This is a genomic window from uncultured Cellulomonas sp., assembly GCF_963527515.1.
GTDB lineage: Bacteria > Actinomycetota > Actinomycetes > Actinomycetales > Cellulomonadaceae > Cellulomonas.
On record NZ_CAURTV010000017.1, the window covers coordinates 1 to 14,340 of the forward strand.

Here is a 14,340-nt window from a genome sequence, read left to right on the forward strand (position 1 = left end):
CGCCCGGGCCCCCCGCCCCCGGGGCCGCGGGGGCGGGGGGGCCGGGGGCCCCCCCCCCCGCCCCGGGCCCCCGCGGGCGGCCCCCCCCCCCGGCCCCCCCCCCCGACGCGATGGGGTGGCTAACGGGACTTGAACCCGCGACCCCCTGGACCACAACCAGGTGCTCTACCACCTGAGCTATAGCCACCACGATCCCCCGACGCGGACGTCGGGGCGTCCAGAAGTGTACCTGAGCCGACGGCCACTTCTGGAACCGGCCGACAGTGGCCTCGGCCACTGCCGGGCGAGATCAGAGCCGGGCGATGATCGCGTCGGCGAACCGTCCGGCCGAACCGTCCGCGTACGCGAAGAACAGCGAGGGCTCGGTGAGCTCCACCTCGAGGACGACCGGGTTCCCGTCGTCGTCGAGGATGAGGTCGACGCGGGCGTACAGCAGAGGTCCGTCGACGCCCGGCGCGATGCCGGGCAGCGCGGCCACGACGCGCTCCGCCAGGTCCCGCTCCGCGTCGCTGGCGTCGCGCGCGGTCAGCGTCTCGTCGCGGTACAGCACCTGCTCCGTCCGGAACGGCCCCTCGAGCAGCGCGCCCTTGCGGACCGAGTGGCTGAACTTCCCGTCCATGAAGACCAGCGCGGTCTCCCCTGCGGTGTCGACGTGGCGCAGGTAGCGCTGGATCATCACGCGGCGTCCCACGCTGAGCAGGTTCTTGGCGTGCGTGATGGCGAGCGAGCGCTGCTGCGTCACGCCGGCGTCGTAGCGGCCGGTGTCCCGCGAGCCGGCGCTGACCGTCGGCTTGATCACGAAGTCGCCGAACGCCGGGAACCGGGTGTGGATGGCGCGCGAGTCGAGGTTCCGCTCCGGGTCCAGCCAGATGGTCGGCACGATCGGCAGGCCGGCCTTCTCCAGGTCCCGCAGGTACGTCTTGTCGATGTTCCAGCCGACCACGGCCGCGGGGTTGAGCAGGGTGCTGGTGTGCTCCACCTTGCGCGTCCAGTCGGCGAACTGGGCGGGCCGGTCGGTGTAGTCCCACGTCGAGCGGATGACCACGTGCGGGTACGTGCCCCAGTCGACGGTCGGGTCGTCCCAGACGACGACGTCCGTGGCGACCCCCCGCTCGAGGAGCGCGTCGCGCAGTGCGTGGTCGTCGGCGTCGAGCTCGGGGAGCTCGGCGCAGGTCGCGAGGGCGAGGCGTGCGGTCGGCGTGGTCACCTGCGCAGCGTACCGACGGGGGCGCCCTCGTCCGTTGTGTCCTGCGTCTCGTCGGCCGGTCCCGCGAGGCGGTCCAGCGCCCGCACGACCGTGGCCGGGCTGGCGCTGCCGACGACGTGACCGCCCGCGTCCCGCACGGGGACCGGACCGTCCGCACCGACGAGCGCGTCGAGCACGTCGCCCAGCTCCGCGCCGACGTCCACGGGCGTGCCGCTCGCTGCCTGCGCGGGCGACGGGTCGAGGTCGGCGAGCTCCAGGCGGCCCAGGGCGAGCAGGCGAGCGGTCCGGCCGCGCCCGACGAGGTCCGCCACGGCGGCGGTGGCGGGCCGGGCGACGATCTCCAGCGGCGAGGCCAGCTGCTCGATGTGGGCCCCGGTGCTCAGCACGGCCACGCGGTCGGCCATCCGCACCGCCTCGTCGATGTCGTGCGTGACCAGCATGACCGTGGTGCCCAGCGTGCGCTGGATCCGCGCGAACTCGTTCTGCAGGCGCCGCCGGCCCACCGGGTCCACCGCGCCGAACGGCTCGTCCATGAGCAGCACGGGCGGGTCGGTGGCCAGGGCGCGGGCCACCCCGACGCGCTGACGCTCACCGCCGGAGAGCTCGTGCGGGAACCGGCGGGCGTACCGGTCCGGGGCCAGACCGACCAGGTCGAGCAGCTCGTCGACCCGCGCAGCGGTCCGCTTGCGGTCCCAGCCGACCAGGCCCGGCACGGTGGCCACGTTCTGCGCGACCGTGCGGTGCGGGAAGAGCCCGACGTTCTGGATCACGTAGCCCATCCGGCGCCGCAGCCCCACGGGGTCGACGGTGGTGACGTCCTCGCCCTCGAGCATGATCCGGCCCGAGCTCGGCTCGACCAGGCGGTTCGCCATGCGCAGGGTGGTCGACTTCCCGCAGCCCGAGGGGCCGACCAGGACCAGCACCTCGTGCGGCCGGACCGCGAGGGACAGGTCCGTCACGGCCGCGCCGGACTCCCCCCGACCGCGGTCGGACGCGTACGACTTGCTCACGTGCTCGAAGGCGATCGCCGCGTCGTCCGTCACCCCCAGGACGCTAGTCGCCCCGTCCGACAGCCGCAGGGCCAGACTGCGCATGTCGGAGCCCGCCGGTACGTTTCACGGCATGCGGCTGGCCCAGGCTCCACCCAACCCGTGGTTCTCGTGGGAGTACGTCGAGCGCAACGCCCAGGACATCGGTCGTGCGCTCGAGCAGCACGCCACGCTCACCCTGCAGGCGGTCGTCATCGCCTTCGTCCTCGCCGTCCCGCTGGGCGCCCTGGCCCACCTGCGCCCCCGCCTGGCGGGGCCTGTGCTCGGCGTCGCCGGAGTCCTGTACACGGTGCCGTCCCTCGCCCTGTTCGCCATCCTCGCGCCGTACACGGGCATCGGCCGGACCACCGTGCTCATCGGCCTGGTCTCCTACGCGCTGCTCGTGCTCACCCGGAACGTGCTGGTCGGGCTGCAGGGCGTGGACCCGGCCGTCCGCGACGCGGCCCGCGGCATGGGGTACAGCCGGGCGCGGATGCTGTTCCGGGTCGAGCTGCCCCAGGCGGTGCCGAGCATCGTCGCCGGCCTTCGTCTGGCCACCGTGACCACCGTCGCGCTCGTCACCGTCGGCGTCGTCGTCGGGTACGGCGGCCTCGGGCAGCTCATGTTCCGCGGCTTCCGCAGCAACTACCACGCCGAGATCATGACCGCGACGGTGCTCTGCCTCCTGCTCGCCCTGGTGTGCGACCTGGTGCTCGCGGGCGTCGGCCGGCGGCTGACCCCGTGGGCGCGCGTCGAGAGGCCGGTGTGACATGGACGTCCTGACCGACGCGTTCACCTGGCTCAACGACCCGCTCAACTGGACGGGCCGCAACGGGGTGCTGGCGCTCGCCCTCGACCACCTGACCGTCTCCGTCCTCGCGGTCCTGCTCGCGGCCGTCGTGGCGCTCCCCGTGGGCCTGTGGCTGGGTCACCGGGGCCGGGGGGCGACCGTCGGGGTGGTGGTCGCCAACACCACGCGAGCCCTGCCGACGCTCGCCCTGCTGACCCTCCTCGCGGCGAGCGGGCTGTTCGGCAACACCGCGACCGTGCTGGCGTGCGCCGTCTTCGCGGTGCCCCCGCTGCTGACCAACACGGTGACCGGTCTGGGCGAGGTGGACGCCGACGTGCGGGACGCGGCCCGTGGGGTGGGGATGTCCGGGGCGCGCAGCCTGTGGGCGGTGGAGCTCCCGCTCGCCGTGCCGCTGATCGCAGCCGGTGTGCGCACCGCGGCGGTCCAGGTGCTGGCCACGGTGCCGCTCGCGGCGCTGGTCGGGGGCCGCAGCCTGGGCAGCATCGTCGTCTCCGGCTTCGGCACGCAGGACTACGGCCAGGTGCTGGCGGGCGGCATCCTGGTGGCCGGGCTCTGCCTGCTGGCGGAGGGACTGCTCGCGATCGTGCAGCACCTGCTCACCCCGCCGGGCCTGCGCGCGCTCGCCCGGGACACGTCCGACACGCCGTCCCGGCGGGCGCGCCGGGCGCACGCCACACCCCCACCCCTTGCCGAGCCTGCGGCGAGCGGTTCGAATAGGTCGGGCGAATCGTCCTGACCGTGTCCATCGGGATCCCTTCCCGCCCCCATGCTGACTCCCCGAGGAGAGCACGATGCGAGCGAGACGCTCCACCACCCTGACCCTGATCGCCGTCACCGCACTGGCGCTGAGCGCCTGCGGCAGCCCCGGATCGGGCGGAGGCGAGGCGGACCCGACCTCGTCCGGCTCGTCCGGGCTGGCCACCTGCGACCCCGTCGCCGGCGAGACGCTGGTCGTCCTCGAGGACGACAAGGGCCTGCAGAACGCGGACAACATCATCCCGGCCGTGAACAAGGCCGCCGCCACGGCGAACCCGGCCGTGATCGAGCTGCTGGACTCCGTGTCCGGCGCGCTGGACACCGACAAGCTCATCGGGCTCAACAAGGCGGTGGACATCGACCGCCGCACGTCGAGCGAGGTGGCCGAGGAGTTCGTCGACACCGAGGGCCTGGCCGCGACCGAGGCGTCGGGGGCCGGGGCCTCGCTCGTCATCGGTGCCGCGAACTTCTCCGAGAGCGCCACGCTGGCGGAGATCTACGCGGCGACCCTGCGCACGGCCGGCTACACCGTCGAGGTGCGCACGATCGGCAACCGCGAGACCTACCTGCCGGCTCTCACGGACGGCACCCTCACCGCGGTCCCGGAGTACGCGGCGACGCTCGCGGACTTCCTCAACGCCCAGCAGAACGGTGCCGACGCCGCGTCGGTGGCCTCCGCCGACGTCGACGAGACCGTGACCGCCCTGACGCCCCTCGCGGACGCGGCCGGCCTGGCGGTCGGCGCCCCCTCCGAGGCGCAGGACCAGAACGCGTTCGCCGTGACCAGTGAGTTCGCCACCGAGCACGACCTGACCACGCTCAGCGACCTCGCCGCCGCGTGCGGTGGCCTGGTGCTGGCCGGTCCTGCCGAGTGCCCCGAGCGCCCGTTCTGCCAGCCGGGCCTCGAGGAGACGTACGGGCTGGAGTTCGCAGACTTCACGTCCTACGACTTCGGCCTGATCGGCCAGGCCGTGCGCCAGGGCGAGGCCGCGATCGGCCTCGTGCTCTCCAGCGACGGGTCGCTCGCCGCCGACAGCTGACCGGGGTCACGAGGGGGCGGACCCGGTCGGGTCCGCCCCCTCGTGCGTCCTCACAGACCGGCGGCCTCCAGCAGGCGCAGCCAGATCTCGCTCACCGTCGGATACGACGGCACCGCGTGCCACAGCCGGTCCAACGGCACCTCGCCGACGACGGCGATGGTCGCCGCGTGCAGCATCTCGGCCACCTCGGGGCCGACGAAGGTGGCCCCGACGACCACGCCGCGAGCCTGGTCGACGACCAGCTGCGCGTGCCCGGCGTAGTCCTCGGCGAACACGCTCGCCCCGGCGACGTTCTCCAGGTCGTAACCGAGCACGCGCACGTCCAGGCCCTGCTCCCGCGCGGCCGCCTCGGTGAGGCCCACCCAGGCGACCTCGGGCCGGGTGAACACCACCTGCGGGACGGCACCGACATCGGCGGTCGCGCGGTACCTGCTCCAGGGGCCGGCGTCCCGCTCCGCACCCGCCGCGAGCGCGCGGTCCCCCTCCGTGGCGCCCTCCGGGGAGTCCGCGGCCGACGCCCGCGGGTCGAAGCGCGCGGCGATCACGTCACCGACCACGCGCGCGTCGTACTTGCCCTGGTGCGTGGTCGCCGTGCGTCCGGACACGTCCCCGACGGCGAACAGCCAGCCGCCGTCGACCCCGGTGACCTGCAGGGCGTCGTCGACCTCGACGGCCCTGCCCGGCTCGAGCCCGAGCGTCTCGAGCCCTAGCTCCCCGGTCCGCGGCCGCCGCCCGGTGGCCACCAGCACCTCGTCGACCACCAGGTCGGAGCCGGCACCCAGGTCTAGGTGGACCCCGTCGGCCTCGCGCCGCGCCGACCGGGTCTCGGTGCCGAACCGGACGGTCACGCCGAGCGCCGCCAGCGACGCCGCCACCGCCTCGCCGGCGAACGGCTCGGCCCCCGCCAGGAGCCGGTCGCCGCGCACGACGAGCGTCACCGCGCTGCCGAAGACCGCGAACGCGGTCGCCATCTCCACGCCGACCACACCACCGCCCAGCACCGCCAGCCGCGCCGGCACCTGCTGTGCGGACGTCGCCTCCCGGCTGGTCCACGGCGGCAGGCCCGCGAGCCCGTCGACCGCCGGGATCACGGGCGCGGACCCGGTCGCGACCACCACGGCGTGCCGCGCGGTCACCTGCACCGGTCCGTCGGTCCCCTCGATCGTCAGCGATCTCGGCCCGACGAAGCGCGCGTGCCCGCGCAGCAGGGCGATGCCGGTGCCCTCCACCCAGTCCACCTGGGAGCTGTCGTCCCAGTGGTGGGTGACCTCGTCGCGCCGGGCGAACGCCGCCGCGACGTCGACGCCGCCGGAGACCGCTGCCGCCGCCCCCGGGACCCCCCGCGCGGCCGCGAGTGCCGCCCCGGGCCGCAGGAGCGCCTTCGACGGCATGCAGGCCCAGTAGGAGCACTCTCCGCCGACCAGGTCATGCTCGACGAGCGCGACGCTCAGCCCCGTCCGACCGGCCCGGTCCGCCACGTTCTCCCCCACCGCGCCGCCGCCGACCACCACGACGTCGAACTCGCGCGCCTGCTCCGCCATCACCGGCTCCGTCCATCGACTCGTCCCGGCACGGACGGCCGGGACCTCGGCCCATCGTGGCCCGATGCGGGCCTCCTGTGCAGAGCGAGGCACCGAACTGCCCACGCACCGGATGTCGCAGTGCCACGATCACCCCATGATCAAGCCCGCCGCCCCATGGTTCGCCGTCGGACTGCTCCTCGTCCTGGTCGAGCGCGCGACCGTCTGGCTCCCCACCCCGTCGATGCTCCCGTACCTCGCCGGCCTCGCCGGGGTCGCGCTGCTCAGCGTCGGTGTGTACCGGCTGGTCCAGCACGCCGACCGCGCGGCCGGGTGCCGTCCCCCGATCGGACGCGGAGAGGTCGGCATCACTCCCGAGGAGCGCACCCGACAGGCAGCGGCACGCGAGGCGCTGGTCCGCGAGAACGAGTAGCCCATAGCCACGACCGCGCGGCGGGCGGGACGATGTGGGGATGCACCGCGCACCGGAGCCCGAGGCCACCGACGAGCGGGGCGTGCTGCTCGGCTGGCTGGCCTTCCATCGGGACGCCCTCGCCGCGAAGTGCGCGGACCTGTCCGACGAGCAGCTGGTGATCGCCTCGGCGTCACCGTCCGACCTCACCCTGCTCGGGCTCGTCCGGCACCTGACGGAGATGGAGGACCACTACCTGGTCGGGGCGCTGAGCGGTGTCGACACAGGGCTCCTGTACTGCACGGACGACGACCCCGACGGCGACATCGTCGACCTCGACCCCACGATGGCCGACGACTCGAAGGCGCGCTGGCACGAGGTCCGCGCCGAGGCCGACGTCCTGCTGGCGGCGCACGAGGACCTGGGCGACCCCGCCGGGAGCCGGACCGTCCGCTGGTACGTGGCCAAGGTGGTGCAGGAGTACGCGCGCCACAACGGGCACGCGGACCTGATCCGGGAGGCGATCGACGGCGCCGTGGGCGAGTGAGGCACAAGAAAGGCCCCGGGCCAACGTCTCCGCTGGTCAGGGGCCGTTCTTCGGTGCGCCATCAGGGACTCGAACCCCGAACCCGCTGATTAAGAGTCAGCTGCTCTGCCAATTGAGCTAATGGCGCGCGGTGCAGAACGCTAGCAGGCGGACCGCCCGATCTGCCAATCGAGATCCGCCCTCGTGACGACCGTCACGCAGGGCCGCCACCGGGCGACGGGGCGTCGTCCCACCACTCCTCGTCGGGCAGGCCCTCGGCCTCGAGGATCTCCGCCGACGTGGCCTCCGGGGTGGCCAGGTCGACGATCAGGGCGAGCGGGACGTGCTCGGCGAGCAGGTCGCGCACAGGCTGGGTGGCCTCGCCGCCGTCCGTGGGGATGGTGCTGGGCTCGTGCTCGGTCATGGTGGTCGACCTCCTCGGGGACGATGTCCCGGTCTTCATGGCACCACCACGGTCCGCGCGGTGCAAGGCGCTACGGGGAAGGAACGCTCAGAGGTACAGCCCAGTTCCCTCGCCGGCGCCGCGGGGTTCGGCCACCGCGTGCACGTCCTTCTCCCGCAGCAGCACGTACGTGGCACCGCCGAGCTCCACCTCGGCACGGTCCTCGGGGTCGAACAGGACGCGGTCGCCCACCTCGACCTGCCGGACGTGCTGCCCGGCGGCGACGACGGCACCCCAGGAGAGCCGCTTGCCGACGACGGCCGTGGCCGGGATGACGATCCCCGCGGACGAGCGCCGCTCCCCCGCCTCGCCGTCGAGCGAGACGAGCAGACGGTCGTTGAGCATGCGGATGGGAAGGTCGCTCACGCGTCCGACGGTACCCGTGCGACATAGGCTGGCCGCATCCCCGACCACCTCGTCCCAGGAGACCCCGTGCCCCGCCTCGCCGTCGGTGACCTCGCCCCCGACTTCACGCTGCCGACCGCCGACGGAGGCACCGTCACGCTCTCCGACCTGCGCGGTCGCCGGGTGATCGTGTACTTCTACCCCGCCGCGATGACCCCCGGCTGCACCACCCAGGCGTGCGACTTCCGCGACTCGCTGGCCTCGCTGCAGGGCGCCGGCTTCGCGGTCGTCGGGGTCTCACCGGACACCGTCGACAAGCTCGCCGCGTTCGTGGAGCAGGAGCACCTGACGTTCCCGCTCGGCTCGGACCCGGAGCACGCGGTCCTCGAGGCGTGGGGCGCCTGGGGCGAGAAGCTCAACTACGGCAAGACCGTCACGGGCGTCATCCGCTCGACCGTGGTCGTCGACGCCGAGGGCCGCGTCGAGCTGGCGCAGTACAACGTCAAGGCCACGGGCCACGTCGCCAAGCTGCGCCGGGACCTCAAGGTCGCGTGACCCTGTGGGAAACTTCCGCTGCGCGGGAGTGGTGAAACGGCAGCCACGCCAGGTTTAGGTCCTGGTGCCCGAGAGGGCGTGCGGGTTCGACTCCCGTCTCCCGCACACGCAGGAGGACCGGCCCCCGCAGTGGGGACCGGTCCTTCGGTGGTTCGGGTCAGGCCTGCGTCGCGGCGGCCGCGATCTTCTCGCGCACCTCGTCCATGTCCAGCGCCTTGACGGCCTCGACCACCTGCTCCAGCGCGGGAGCGGGCAGCGCGCCGGCCTGGTTGAACACCAGGATCCCGTCGCGGAAGGCCATCAGGGTCGGGATCGAGAAGATCTGCAGCTCGGCGGCGAGCTCCTGCTCAGCCTCCGTGTCGACCTTCGCGTGCACGACGTCCGGGTGGTTCTCCGAGGAGTCCTCGAAGACGGGGCCGAACCGCTTGCACGGACCGCACCACTCTGCCCAGAAGTCGACCAGGACGATCCCGTTGTCCTTGATGGTCTGGCCGATCGTGTTGCCGGTCAGCTCGAGCGTCGCCATGACATTCCTCCAGTCCTCGGTTACCGCCAGGTAGAGCACGCAACCCCTCACGACTATTCCCGACCGTGGGGCGGTCCGCGCGGCGTGGCCGTCATCGGCCCCCGCGGCGGGGTAGACATGGTCAGTGACCGCTTCCGCCGAGTTCCCCCGCGGCCCCGAACGTCCCGCCGGCTGGCTCAGTGCCGACGAGATCGGTCGCGCCCGGACCCAGCTGCCCATCCTCTACGTCGACGCCATCCCGGTACGTGTGGACGACTCGGGGGACGTCGTGCAGGTCGGCCTGCTGCTGCGGGTCACCCAGGAGGGCGTCATGTCCCGCGCCCTGATCAGCGGACGGGTGATGTACCACGAGCGGGTGCGCGACGCCCTGCTGCGGCACATCGAGAAGGACCTCGGCCCGGTGGCACTCCCCCAGGTGCCCGCGTCGCCGCAGCCGTTCACCGTCGCGGAGTACTTCCCCACCCCCGGCGTCACGCCGTACCACGACCCGCGCCAGCACGCCGTGTCGCTGGCGTACGTGGTGCCGGTGCTCGGGGACTGCCGCCCGCAGCAGGACGCGATCGACCTGGCGTGGATGACGCCCGAGGAGGCGTGCGCGCAGCAGATCCAGTTCGAGATGAACGGCGGCCAGGGCCTGCTGCTGCGGCAGGCGATGGGGTACGTCGGCCGGCTGCCGTAAGGCGTCAGAGCGTGAGCTCGGGCCAGTCGGCCAGGTCCGCACGCATCCGGCGGTCGTGGGTGGCGACGACCACGGCGGCGGACGTCGCCCGCAGCGCGGCCGTGAGCTCGTCGACCAGGCCGACGGACAGGTGGTTGGTCGGCTCGTCGAGGATGAGCACGTGCGGCGCGGCCAGCAGCGCGCACGCCAGGTCGAACCGGCGGCGCTGGCCCACGGACAGCTCGCGCAGCGCCCGGTCGAGATCCTCCTCAGTGAGCAGGCCGAGCGCGGCGATCGGGACCAGCTGACTCGGATCGAGCAGCTGCGCCTCGAGGAGCGTCAGCGCGTGCCGGGCGTAGGCGTCGAACCCCGAGAGCTGCTCGGCGGCCCCGGCCGCGCGCGGGTGGGCGACGAGGGCCGCTGCGTGCTCCGTCGGTCCCTCCTGCGCGAGGACGCCGAGCCGCACGCCCGGCGCGATGCTGCGCACCCCGCGGTCGAGCGCGACCGACCCGGCCAGCGCGGCGAGCAGCGTGGACTTGCCGGAGCCGTTAGGGCCGGTGACCAGGAGGCGCCCGCACGGCGGGACCTCGACGCGGACACCCGGCAGGTCGAGCCGACCCTGCACCAGCGGGGCACGCAGGTCGAGCAGCGGACCGGGCCGCGGCTCACGCGGCAGCGACGGCAGGTCGGGGAACGTGAGCACGAGCGGTGGGGCGGGCACCTCGACGGCCTCGGCATCGAGCTTCTGGATCAGCCGGTCCGCGGCCTTCACGTGCCCGCGAGCCCGCGTGGCCCGGCGGTGCGTCTGTGAGCCCTTGGGCGGCCGCCACTCGTCGGACAGGTTCTCGTAGGTGGAGTCGAGCCGCTCGGCCAGCGCCACGGCCCGCTTGCGCTCCGCGCGGTACCGCGCCTGCCACCGCCGGACCATCTGGCTCTTGAGGAACCGGTAGTCGGAGTAGCGCGTCGCCCCGTACAGCGCGGGACGTCCGTCCATGGCCGGGTCCAGGTCGAGGATCGCGGTCATGACGTCGTCGAGCAGCCGGCGGTCGTGCGTGACGATGACGACCGCTCCGGGCCACTCCCGCAGGCGCCCGGTCAGGTAGTCGATGCCCGCGGCGTCGAGGTGGTTGGTCGGCTCGTCGAGCAGCAGCACGTCCGCGCGCTCGCCGATCCGGCACGCCAGGCGCACCCGGTACCGCTCGCCCACGCTGAGCCGGTCGAGCCGACGGTCGGGGTCCCGGGGAGCACCGAACCGGGTCAGCGCCTCGTCGACCCGCCGGTCGGCGTCCCACGCGGCGAGGTGCTCGTACCGGGCCACGGCGGCGGTGAGCCGGGCGAGGTCGCCGGACTCGTGGTCGAACCCCGCGATGGCCGCCTCCAGCTCCGCGGCGGCGGCCCGGACCCCGGCGAGCGCCTCGGCCACGAACGTCCCGACGGTCGCGCCACCGGGGGCGTCGAGCTCCTGCTCCACGGACGCCAGCGTGCCGCGGCGGCGGACGGTCCCGCTCTGCGGCGCGAGCTCGCCCGCCAGCACGCGCAGGAGGGTCGTCTTGCCGGCGCCGTTCTCCCCGACGACGCCCACGCGGTCCCCCGCGCTCACCGTCAGGTCGACGCGGTGCAGCACGGGGTGCCCCGGGTAGCCGTAGGTCACGGCGTCGGCCACGAGCTGCACGTCGACTGCGGGGCCGTCGACCACGGTCAGCGCTCCAGCACCCGCGCGAGCGTCGGGACGAGGGCGCGGAACGCGTTGCCCCGGTGGCTGATCGCGTTCTTCTGCTCGGGCGTCAGCTCGGCGCACGTCCGCGAGTCGCCGGACGGCACGAGGACCGGGTCGTAGCCGAACCCGCCGGCCCCGCGCGGCTCGGTAGCGAGCGCGCCCTCGAGCGTGCCGAGCTCCACGTGCTCGAACCCGTCCGGGGTCACCAGCGCGGCAGCGCACACGAAGCGAGCGCCGCGGTGCGGCTCGGCGATGTCGGCCAGCTGCGCCAGCAGGAGCGCCAGGTTGGCGGCGTCGTCTCCGTGCCGTCCCGCCCAGCGGGCGGAGAAGATGCCCGGCGCGCCGCCGAGCACGTCCACGCTGAGCCCGGAGTCGTCGGCGACCGCCGGCAACCCGGTGAAGGCCGCCAGCGCGCGCGCCTTGATGAGGGCGTTCTCAGCGAAGGTCAGGCCGTCCTCGACCGGCTCGGGCGCGCCCACGTCCCCGGCGCCGACCACCGACGACGGGTCCAGGCCCGGCAGGACCGGTGCGAGGATCGCGCGCAGCTCGCCCACCTTGTGGGCGTTGTGGGTAGCCAGCACGAGTCTCAGGTCGAGCCGTGCGCTCACGGCGTCAGCCGCGTGGCCGAACCGTCCCCCGGCGCCGCGGCGAGGGCTGCGGCCTGCAGCACCGTCAGCTCCGCCGTGCCGGCGACCGCCAGGTCGAGCAGCGCGTCGAGCTCCGCCCGGTCGAACGGCGCGTGCTCGGCGGTGCCCTGCACCTCGACGAACGTGCCGGACCCGGTCACCACCACGTTCATGTCCGTCTCGGCGCGCACGTCCTCCACGTACGGCAGGTCGAGGACCGGCAGCCCGTCCAGGATGCCGACGCTGACCGCGGCGACCGAGTCGCGCAGCACCACCGTGTTCTTGGGGATGTGCTTGTTCTCCACGGCCCAGGCCACCGCGTCGGCCAGGGCCACGTAGGCGCCGGTGATCGAGGCCGTCCGCGTCCCGCCGTCCGCCTGCAGCACGTCGCAGTCGAGGACGATCGTGTTCTCGCCCAGTGCGGAGACGTCGATGATCGCGCGCAGCGAGCGGCCGATCAGGCGGGAGATCTCGTGCGTGCGGCCCCCGACCCGGCCCTTGACCGACTCGCGGTCGGAGCGGCTGGAGGTGGCCCGCGGGAGCATCGAGTACTCGGCGGTGACCCAGCCCTCGCCGGACCCCTTCTTCCAGCGCGGGACACCCGGCGTGAACGACGCGACGCACAGCACCTTGGTGCCGCCGAACTCGACGAGCACGCTGCCCTCGCCGGCCTCGAGGAAGCCCCGGGTCAGGGTCACGGGGCGCAGCTGGTCGGGGGCGCGGCCGTCGGCGCGGACGCGCGCCAGCGGGGAGGTGGTGGCAGCAGAGGTCATGCGGACGAGCCTAACCGCGCGCCCCGACACCACCGGCACGCGTCCGCCGGCGCTACGGCAGCTGCAGGTAGCCGACGACGTCGACGACGAGGTCGGTGCTGCCGGTGTTCTGCCAGCTGCTCAGGGCGATGTCGCCGTCGGCCCACAGGTCGACCCACACGAGGTTCGAGCTGTCGACGCCGGGCAGGTGGTTGAGGCTCGACGTCGCGGGCATGGTGCCGGATCCCGGGGTCCGCTCGGGGAACACGCGGACGTGACCGAGCGCCGAGGGGGCGACCGACACGACGCTCAGGATGGCGACCGTCGCCGTCGGCGGCGCACCCAGAGAGCCCACCGGGATGCGCAGCGTCGCCCCTCCCGGTGCGGCGGCCACGCGCGCCCTGGCCGCGCCCACCCCGGTCCGGGTGTCCAGGACGCGCTTCTGCGCCGACGTGAAGGTCGCGCCGTAAAGGTCGCCGTACACGTCGACGATGACGTCGGTGCCCCGCCCGCCGGACGTGGTGTCGGAGTACAGGTCGACGCGCAGCTCCGGGTCGACGGGCAGGATCGCCGCGGTCGCCCGGTCGCGGCCGGGCAGGTAGTTCGCCGTGGACGACGGCGGGAGCGTGTCACCGTGCGCGAAGATGCGCACGTTGCCCGGCGCCGCTGCCGCCGGCACCGTGACGTTGGCGAGGACGAACTGCGTCTGCCAGTAGAGGGAGCCGAGCGTGCTGGTGGCGACCCTCCGGTCGGGCAGCGCACCGTGCAGATCGCCGATGCCTGAGCCTGCGCGCGTGTCGATCAGGCGCTCGGAACGGAACGGGTTGACGTGCCGGCCGAGCGGCAGGACCGCCTGGAGATCCAGGATGACGTCGGCCGCCGACCCTCCTGCGGCGACGCAGAACGGGACGTCCCGGTGGAGCGAGACCACGGTGACGTTGGCGACGTCCGAGCCGGGCAGGAAGTTCACCGTCGAGGTCGGCGGCACGCCGTAGCCGAGGTCGGAGTAGGCGACGACGTACCCGGGCGCGGTGGGGCTGACGGTGGTCACGTTGAGGACGACCTCGGTGGAGTACCCGGTCGGGTCGACCACCACGCCCGGCCAGGCCTCCCACTGCATGCAGTGCGGCCTGCCGGGCGTCACCCGGGTCGGAGGCATGACCCGCGCCGCCCGCTCGTTGACGCCCGCGCGTGCGAGCTCGGTCGCGGCCGACGAGCCGGCGCGGGGGCTCTCGGCGCCTGCAGCGACGGCCGGCGTCGTGACGAGCAGACCGAGGGCGAGGGCGAGGGCCGCGCTCAGCGCGCGGGGGGGCAGGGCAGGCATGTCACGTCCACCGGGTCGCAGGTTCCCGGCGGGTCCTCCGGGGATCGACGGCAGGGTACAGGCGGGCCGGCACG

Annotated in this window: 17 protein-coding genes and 3 tRNA genes; 8 read left to right on the plus strand and 12 right to left on the minus strand. The window is 73.9% G+C overall.

The features are described 5' to 3' along the window. Positions 1 to 111 precede the first annotated feature (111 nt). The 3 genes from RYN42_RS06800 to RYN42_RS06810 all read right to left on the minus strand — a co-directional run bounded on the left by RYN42_RS06800 (position 112) and on the right by RYN42_RS06810 (position 2,301). Positions 112 to 187: transfer RNA gene (locus RYN42_RS06800), tRNA-His, on the minus strand. A 102-nt stretch (positions 188 to 289) separates the two neighbouring features. After that, positions 290 to 1,207 (minus strand): hypothetical protein, encoded by a 918-nt coding sequence (locus RYN42_RS06805; RefSeq protein ID WP_315094853.1) that lies wholly within the window; start codon positions 1,205 to 1,207, stop codon positions 290 to 292. Next, complete coding sequence (locus RYN42_RS06810) at positions 1,204 to 2,301, minus strand: ABC transporter ATP-binding protein (RefSeq protein WP_399552415.1); 1,098 nt, start codon at positions 2,299 to 2,301, stop codon at positions 1,204 to 1,206. The genes RYN42_RS06805 and RYN42_RS06810 overlap by 4 nt, the downstream gene beginning before the upstream one ends. A 28-nt stretch (positions 2,302 to 2,329) precedes the next feature. Between RYN42_RS06810 and RYN42_RS06815 the strand changes: the two genes are divergently transcribed. Genes RYN42_RS06815 through RYN42_RS06825 form a run of 3 tightly spaced genes read left to right on the plus strand, consistent with a single transcriptional unit; the run spans position 2,330 to position 4,842 of the window. Then, positions 2,330 to 3,004, plus strand: coding sequence for an ABC transporter permease (locus tag RYN42_RS06815; protein WP_315094856.1), 675 nt, complete (start codon positions 2,330 to 2,332; stop codon positions 3,002 to 3,004). 1 nt (position 3,005) lies between these two features. Beyond that, positions 3,006 to 3,782: an ABC transporter permease subunit gene (locus RYN42_RS06820; protein WP_315094858.1), complete on the plus strand. Its 777-nt coding sequence runs from the start codon at positions 3,006 to 3,008 to the stop codon at positions 3,780 to 3,782. 55 nt (positions 3,783 to 3,837) lie between these two features. Then, positions 3,838 to 4,842, plus strand: a complete 1,005-nt coding sequence (locus tag RYN42_RS06825; RefSeq protein ID WP_315094859.1) for a glycine betaine ABC transporter substrate-binding protein — start codon at positions 3,838 to 3,840, stop codon at positions 4,840 to 4,842. Between the two features lie 50 nt (positions 4,843 to 4,892). Here RYN42_RS06825 and RYN42_RS06830 read toward each other — a convergent pair whose 3' ends face one another. Next, positions 4,893 to 6,383, minus strand: a complete 1,491-nt coding sequence (locus RYN42_RS06830) for an NAD(P)/FAD-dependent oxidoreductase (protein ID WP_315094861.1) — start codon at positions 6,381 to 6,383, stop codon at positions 4,893 to 4,895. A 136-nt stretch (positions 6,384 to 6,519) separates the two neighbouring features. On the opposite strand from RYN42_RS06830, the gene RYN42_RS06835 reads away from it, so the two are divergent. After that, complete coding sequence (locus RYN42_RS06835; protein WP_315094863.1) at positions 6,520 to 6,795, plus strand: hypothetical protein; 276 nt, start codon at positions 6,520 to 6,522, stop codon at positions 6,793 to 6,795. Between the two features lie 40 nt (positions 6,796 to 6,835). After that, positions 6,836 to 7,321: a DUF664 domain-containing protein gene (locus tag RYN42_RS06840; protein ID WP_315094864.1), complete on the plus strand. Its 486-nt coding sequence runs from the start codon at positions 6,836 to 6,838 to the stop codon at positions 7,319 to 7,321. A 54-nt stretch (positions 7,322 to 7,375) separates the two neighbouring features. On the opposite strand, the gene RYN42_RS06845 is transcribed toward RYN42_RS06840, so the two are convergent. From RYN42_RS06845 to RYN42_RS06855, 3 genes are all read right to left on the minus strand, one after another. After that, positions 7,376 to 7,448: transfer RNA gene (locus RYN42_RS06845), tRNA-Lys, on the minus strand. Positions 7,449 to 7,514: 66 nt separating this feature from the next. After that, positions 7,515 to 7,724 (minus strand): hypothetical protein, encoded by a 210-nt coding sequence (locus RYN42_RS06850; RefSeq protein ID WP_315094865.1) that lies wholly within the window; start codon positions 7,722 to 7,724, stop codon positions 7,515 to 7,517. Positions 7,725 to 7,811: 87 nt separating this feature from the next. After that, positions 7,812 to 8,108 carry a co-chaperone GroES gene (locus RYN42_RS06855; RefSeq protein ID WP_315094945.1) on the minus strand — a complete coding sequence of 99 codons (297 nt, stop codon included), beginning with the start codon at positions 8,106 to 8,108 and terminating at the stop codon, positions 7,812 to 7,814. 87 nt (positions 8,109 to 8,195) lie between these two features. On the opposite strand from RYN42_RS06855, the gene bcp reads away from it, so the two are divergent. Together bcp and RYN42_RS06865 are read left to right on the plus strand one after the other, a co-directional pair. After that, positions 8,196 to 8,663, plus strand: a complete 468-nt coding sequence (gene bcp, locus RYN42_RS06860) for a thioredoxin-dependent thiol peroxidase (RefSeq protein WP_056092669.1) — start codon at positions 8,196 to 8,198, stop codon at positions 8,661 to 8,663. Between the two features lie 22 nt (positions 8,664 to 8,685). Beyond that, a tRNA-Leu gene (locus RYN42_RS06865) sits at positions 8,686 to 8,768 on the plus strand. Between the two features lie 52 nt (positions 8,769 to 8,820). Here RYN42_RS06865 and trxA read toward each other — a convergent pair. Then, positions 8,821 to 9,189, minus strand: a complete 369-nt coding sequence (trxA, locus tag RYN42_RS06870) for a thioredoxin (RefSeq protein WP_315094871.1) — start codon at positions 9,187 to 9,189, stop codon at positions 8,821 to 8,823. Between the two features lie 124 nt (positions 9,190 to 9,313). Between trxA and RYN42_RS06875 the strand changes: the two genes are divergently transcribed. Next, on the plus strand, positions 9,314 to 9,868 hold the full coding sequence (locus RYN42_RS06875; RefSeq protein WP_315094873.1) for an NUDIX hydrolase family protein: 555 nt from the start codon (positions 9,314 to 9,316) through the stop codon (positions 9,866 to 9,868). A 4-nt stretch (positions 9,869 to 9,872) separates the two neighbouring features. Here the strand turns inward: RYN42_RS06875 and RYN42_RS06880 are convergent, their stop codons facing one another. The 4 genes from RYN42_RS06880 to RYN42_RS06895 are packed head-to-tail and all read right to left on the minus strand — an operon-like array spanning position 9,873 to position 14,266. Continuing rightward, positions 9,873 to 11,519 (minus strand): ABC-F family ATP-binding cassette domain-containing protein, encoded by a 1,647-nt coding sequence (locus RYN42_RS06880; RefSeq protein WP_399552420.1) that lies wholly within the window; start codon positions 11,517 to 11,519, stop codon positions 9,873 to 9,875. Between the two features lie 26 nt (positions 11,520 to 11,545). Beyond that, positions 11,546 to 12,172, minus strand: a complete 627-nt coding sequence (gene rdgB / locus RYN42_RS06885; RefSeq protein ID WP_315094877.1) for an RdgB/HAM1 family non-canonical purine NTP pyrophosphatase — start codon at positions 12,170 to 12,172, stop codon at positions 11,546 to 11,548. Further along, positions 12,169 to 12,963, minus strand: coding sequence for a ribonuclease PH (gene rph, locus RYN42_RS06890; protein ID WP_315094879.1), 795 nt, complete (start codon positions 12,961 to 12,963; stop codon positions 12,169 to 12,171). Before rph ends, rdgB begins: the two co-directional genes overlap by 4 nt. Before the next feature lie 52 nt (positions 12,964 to 13,015). Further along, positions 13,016 to 14,266, minus strand: coding sequence for a hypothetical protein (locus tag RYN42_RS06895; RefSeq protein WP_315094881.1), 1,251 nt, complete (start codon positions 14,264 to 14,266; stop codon positions 13,016 to 13,018). Positions 14,267 to 14,340: the final 74 nt, after the last annotated feature.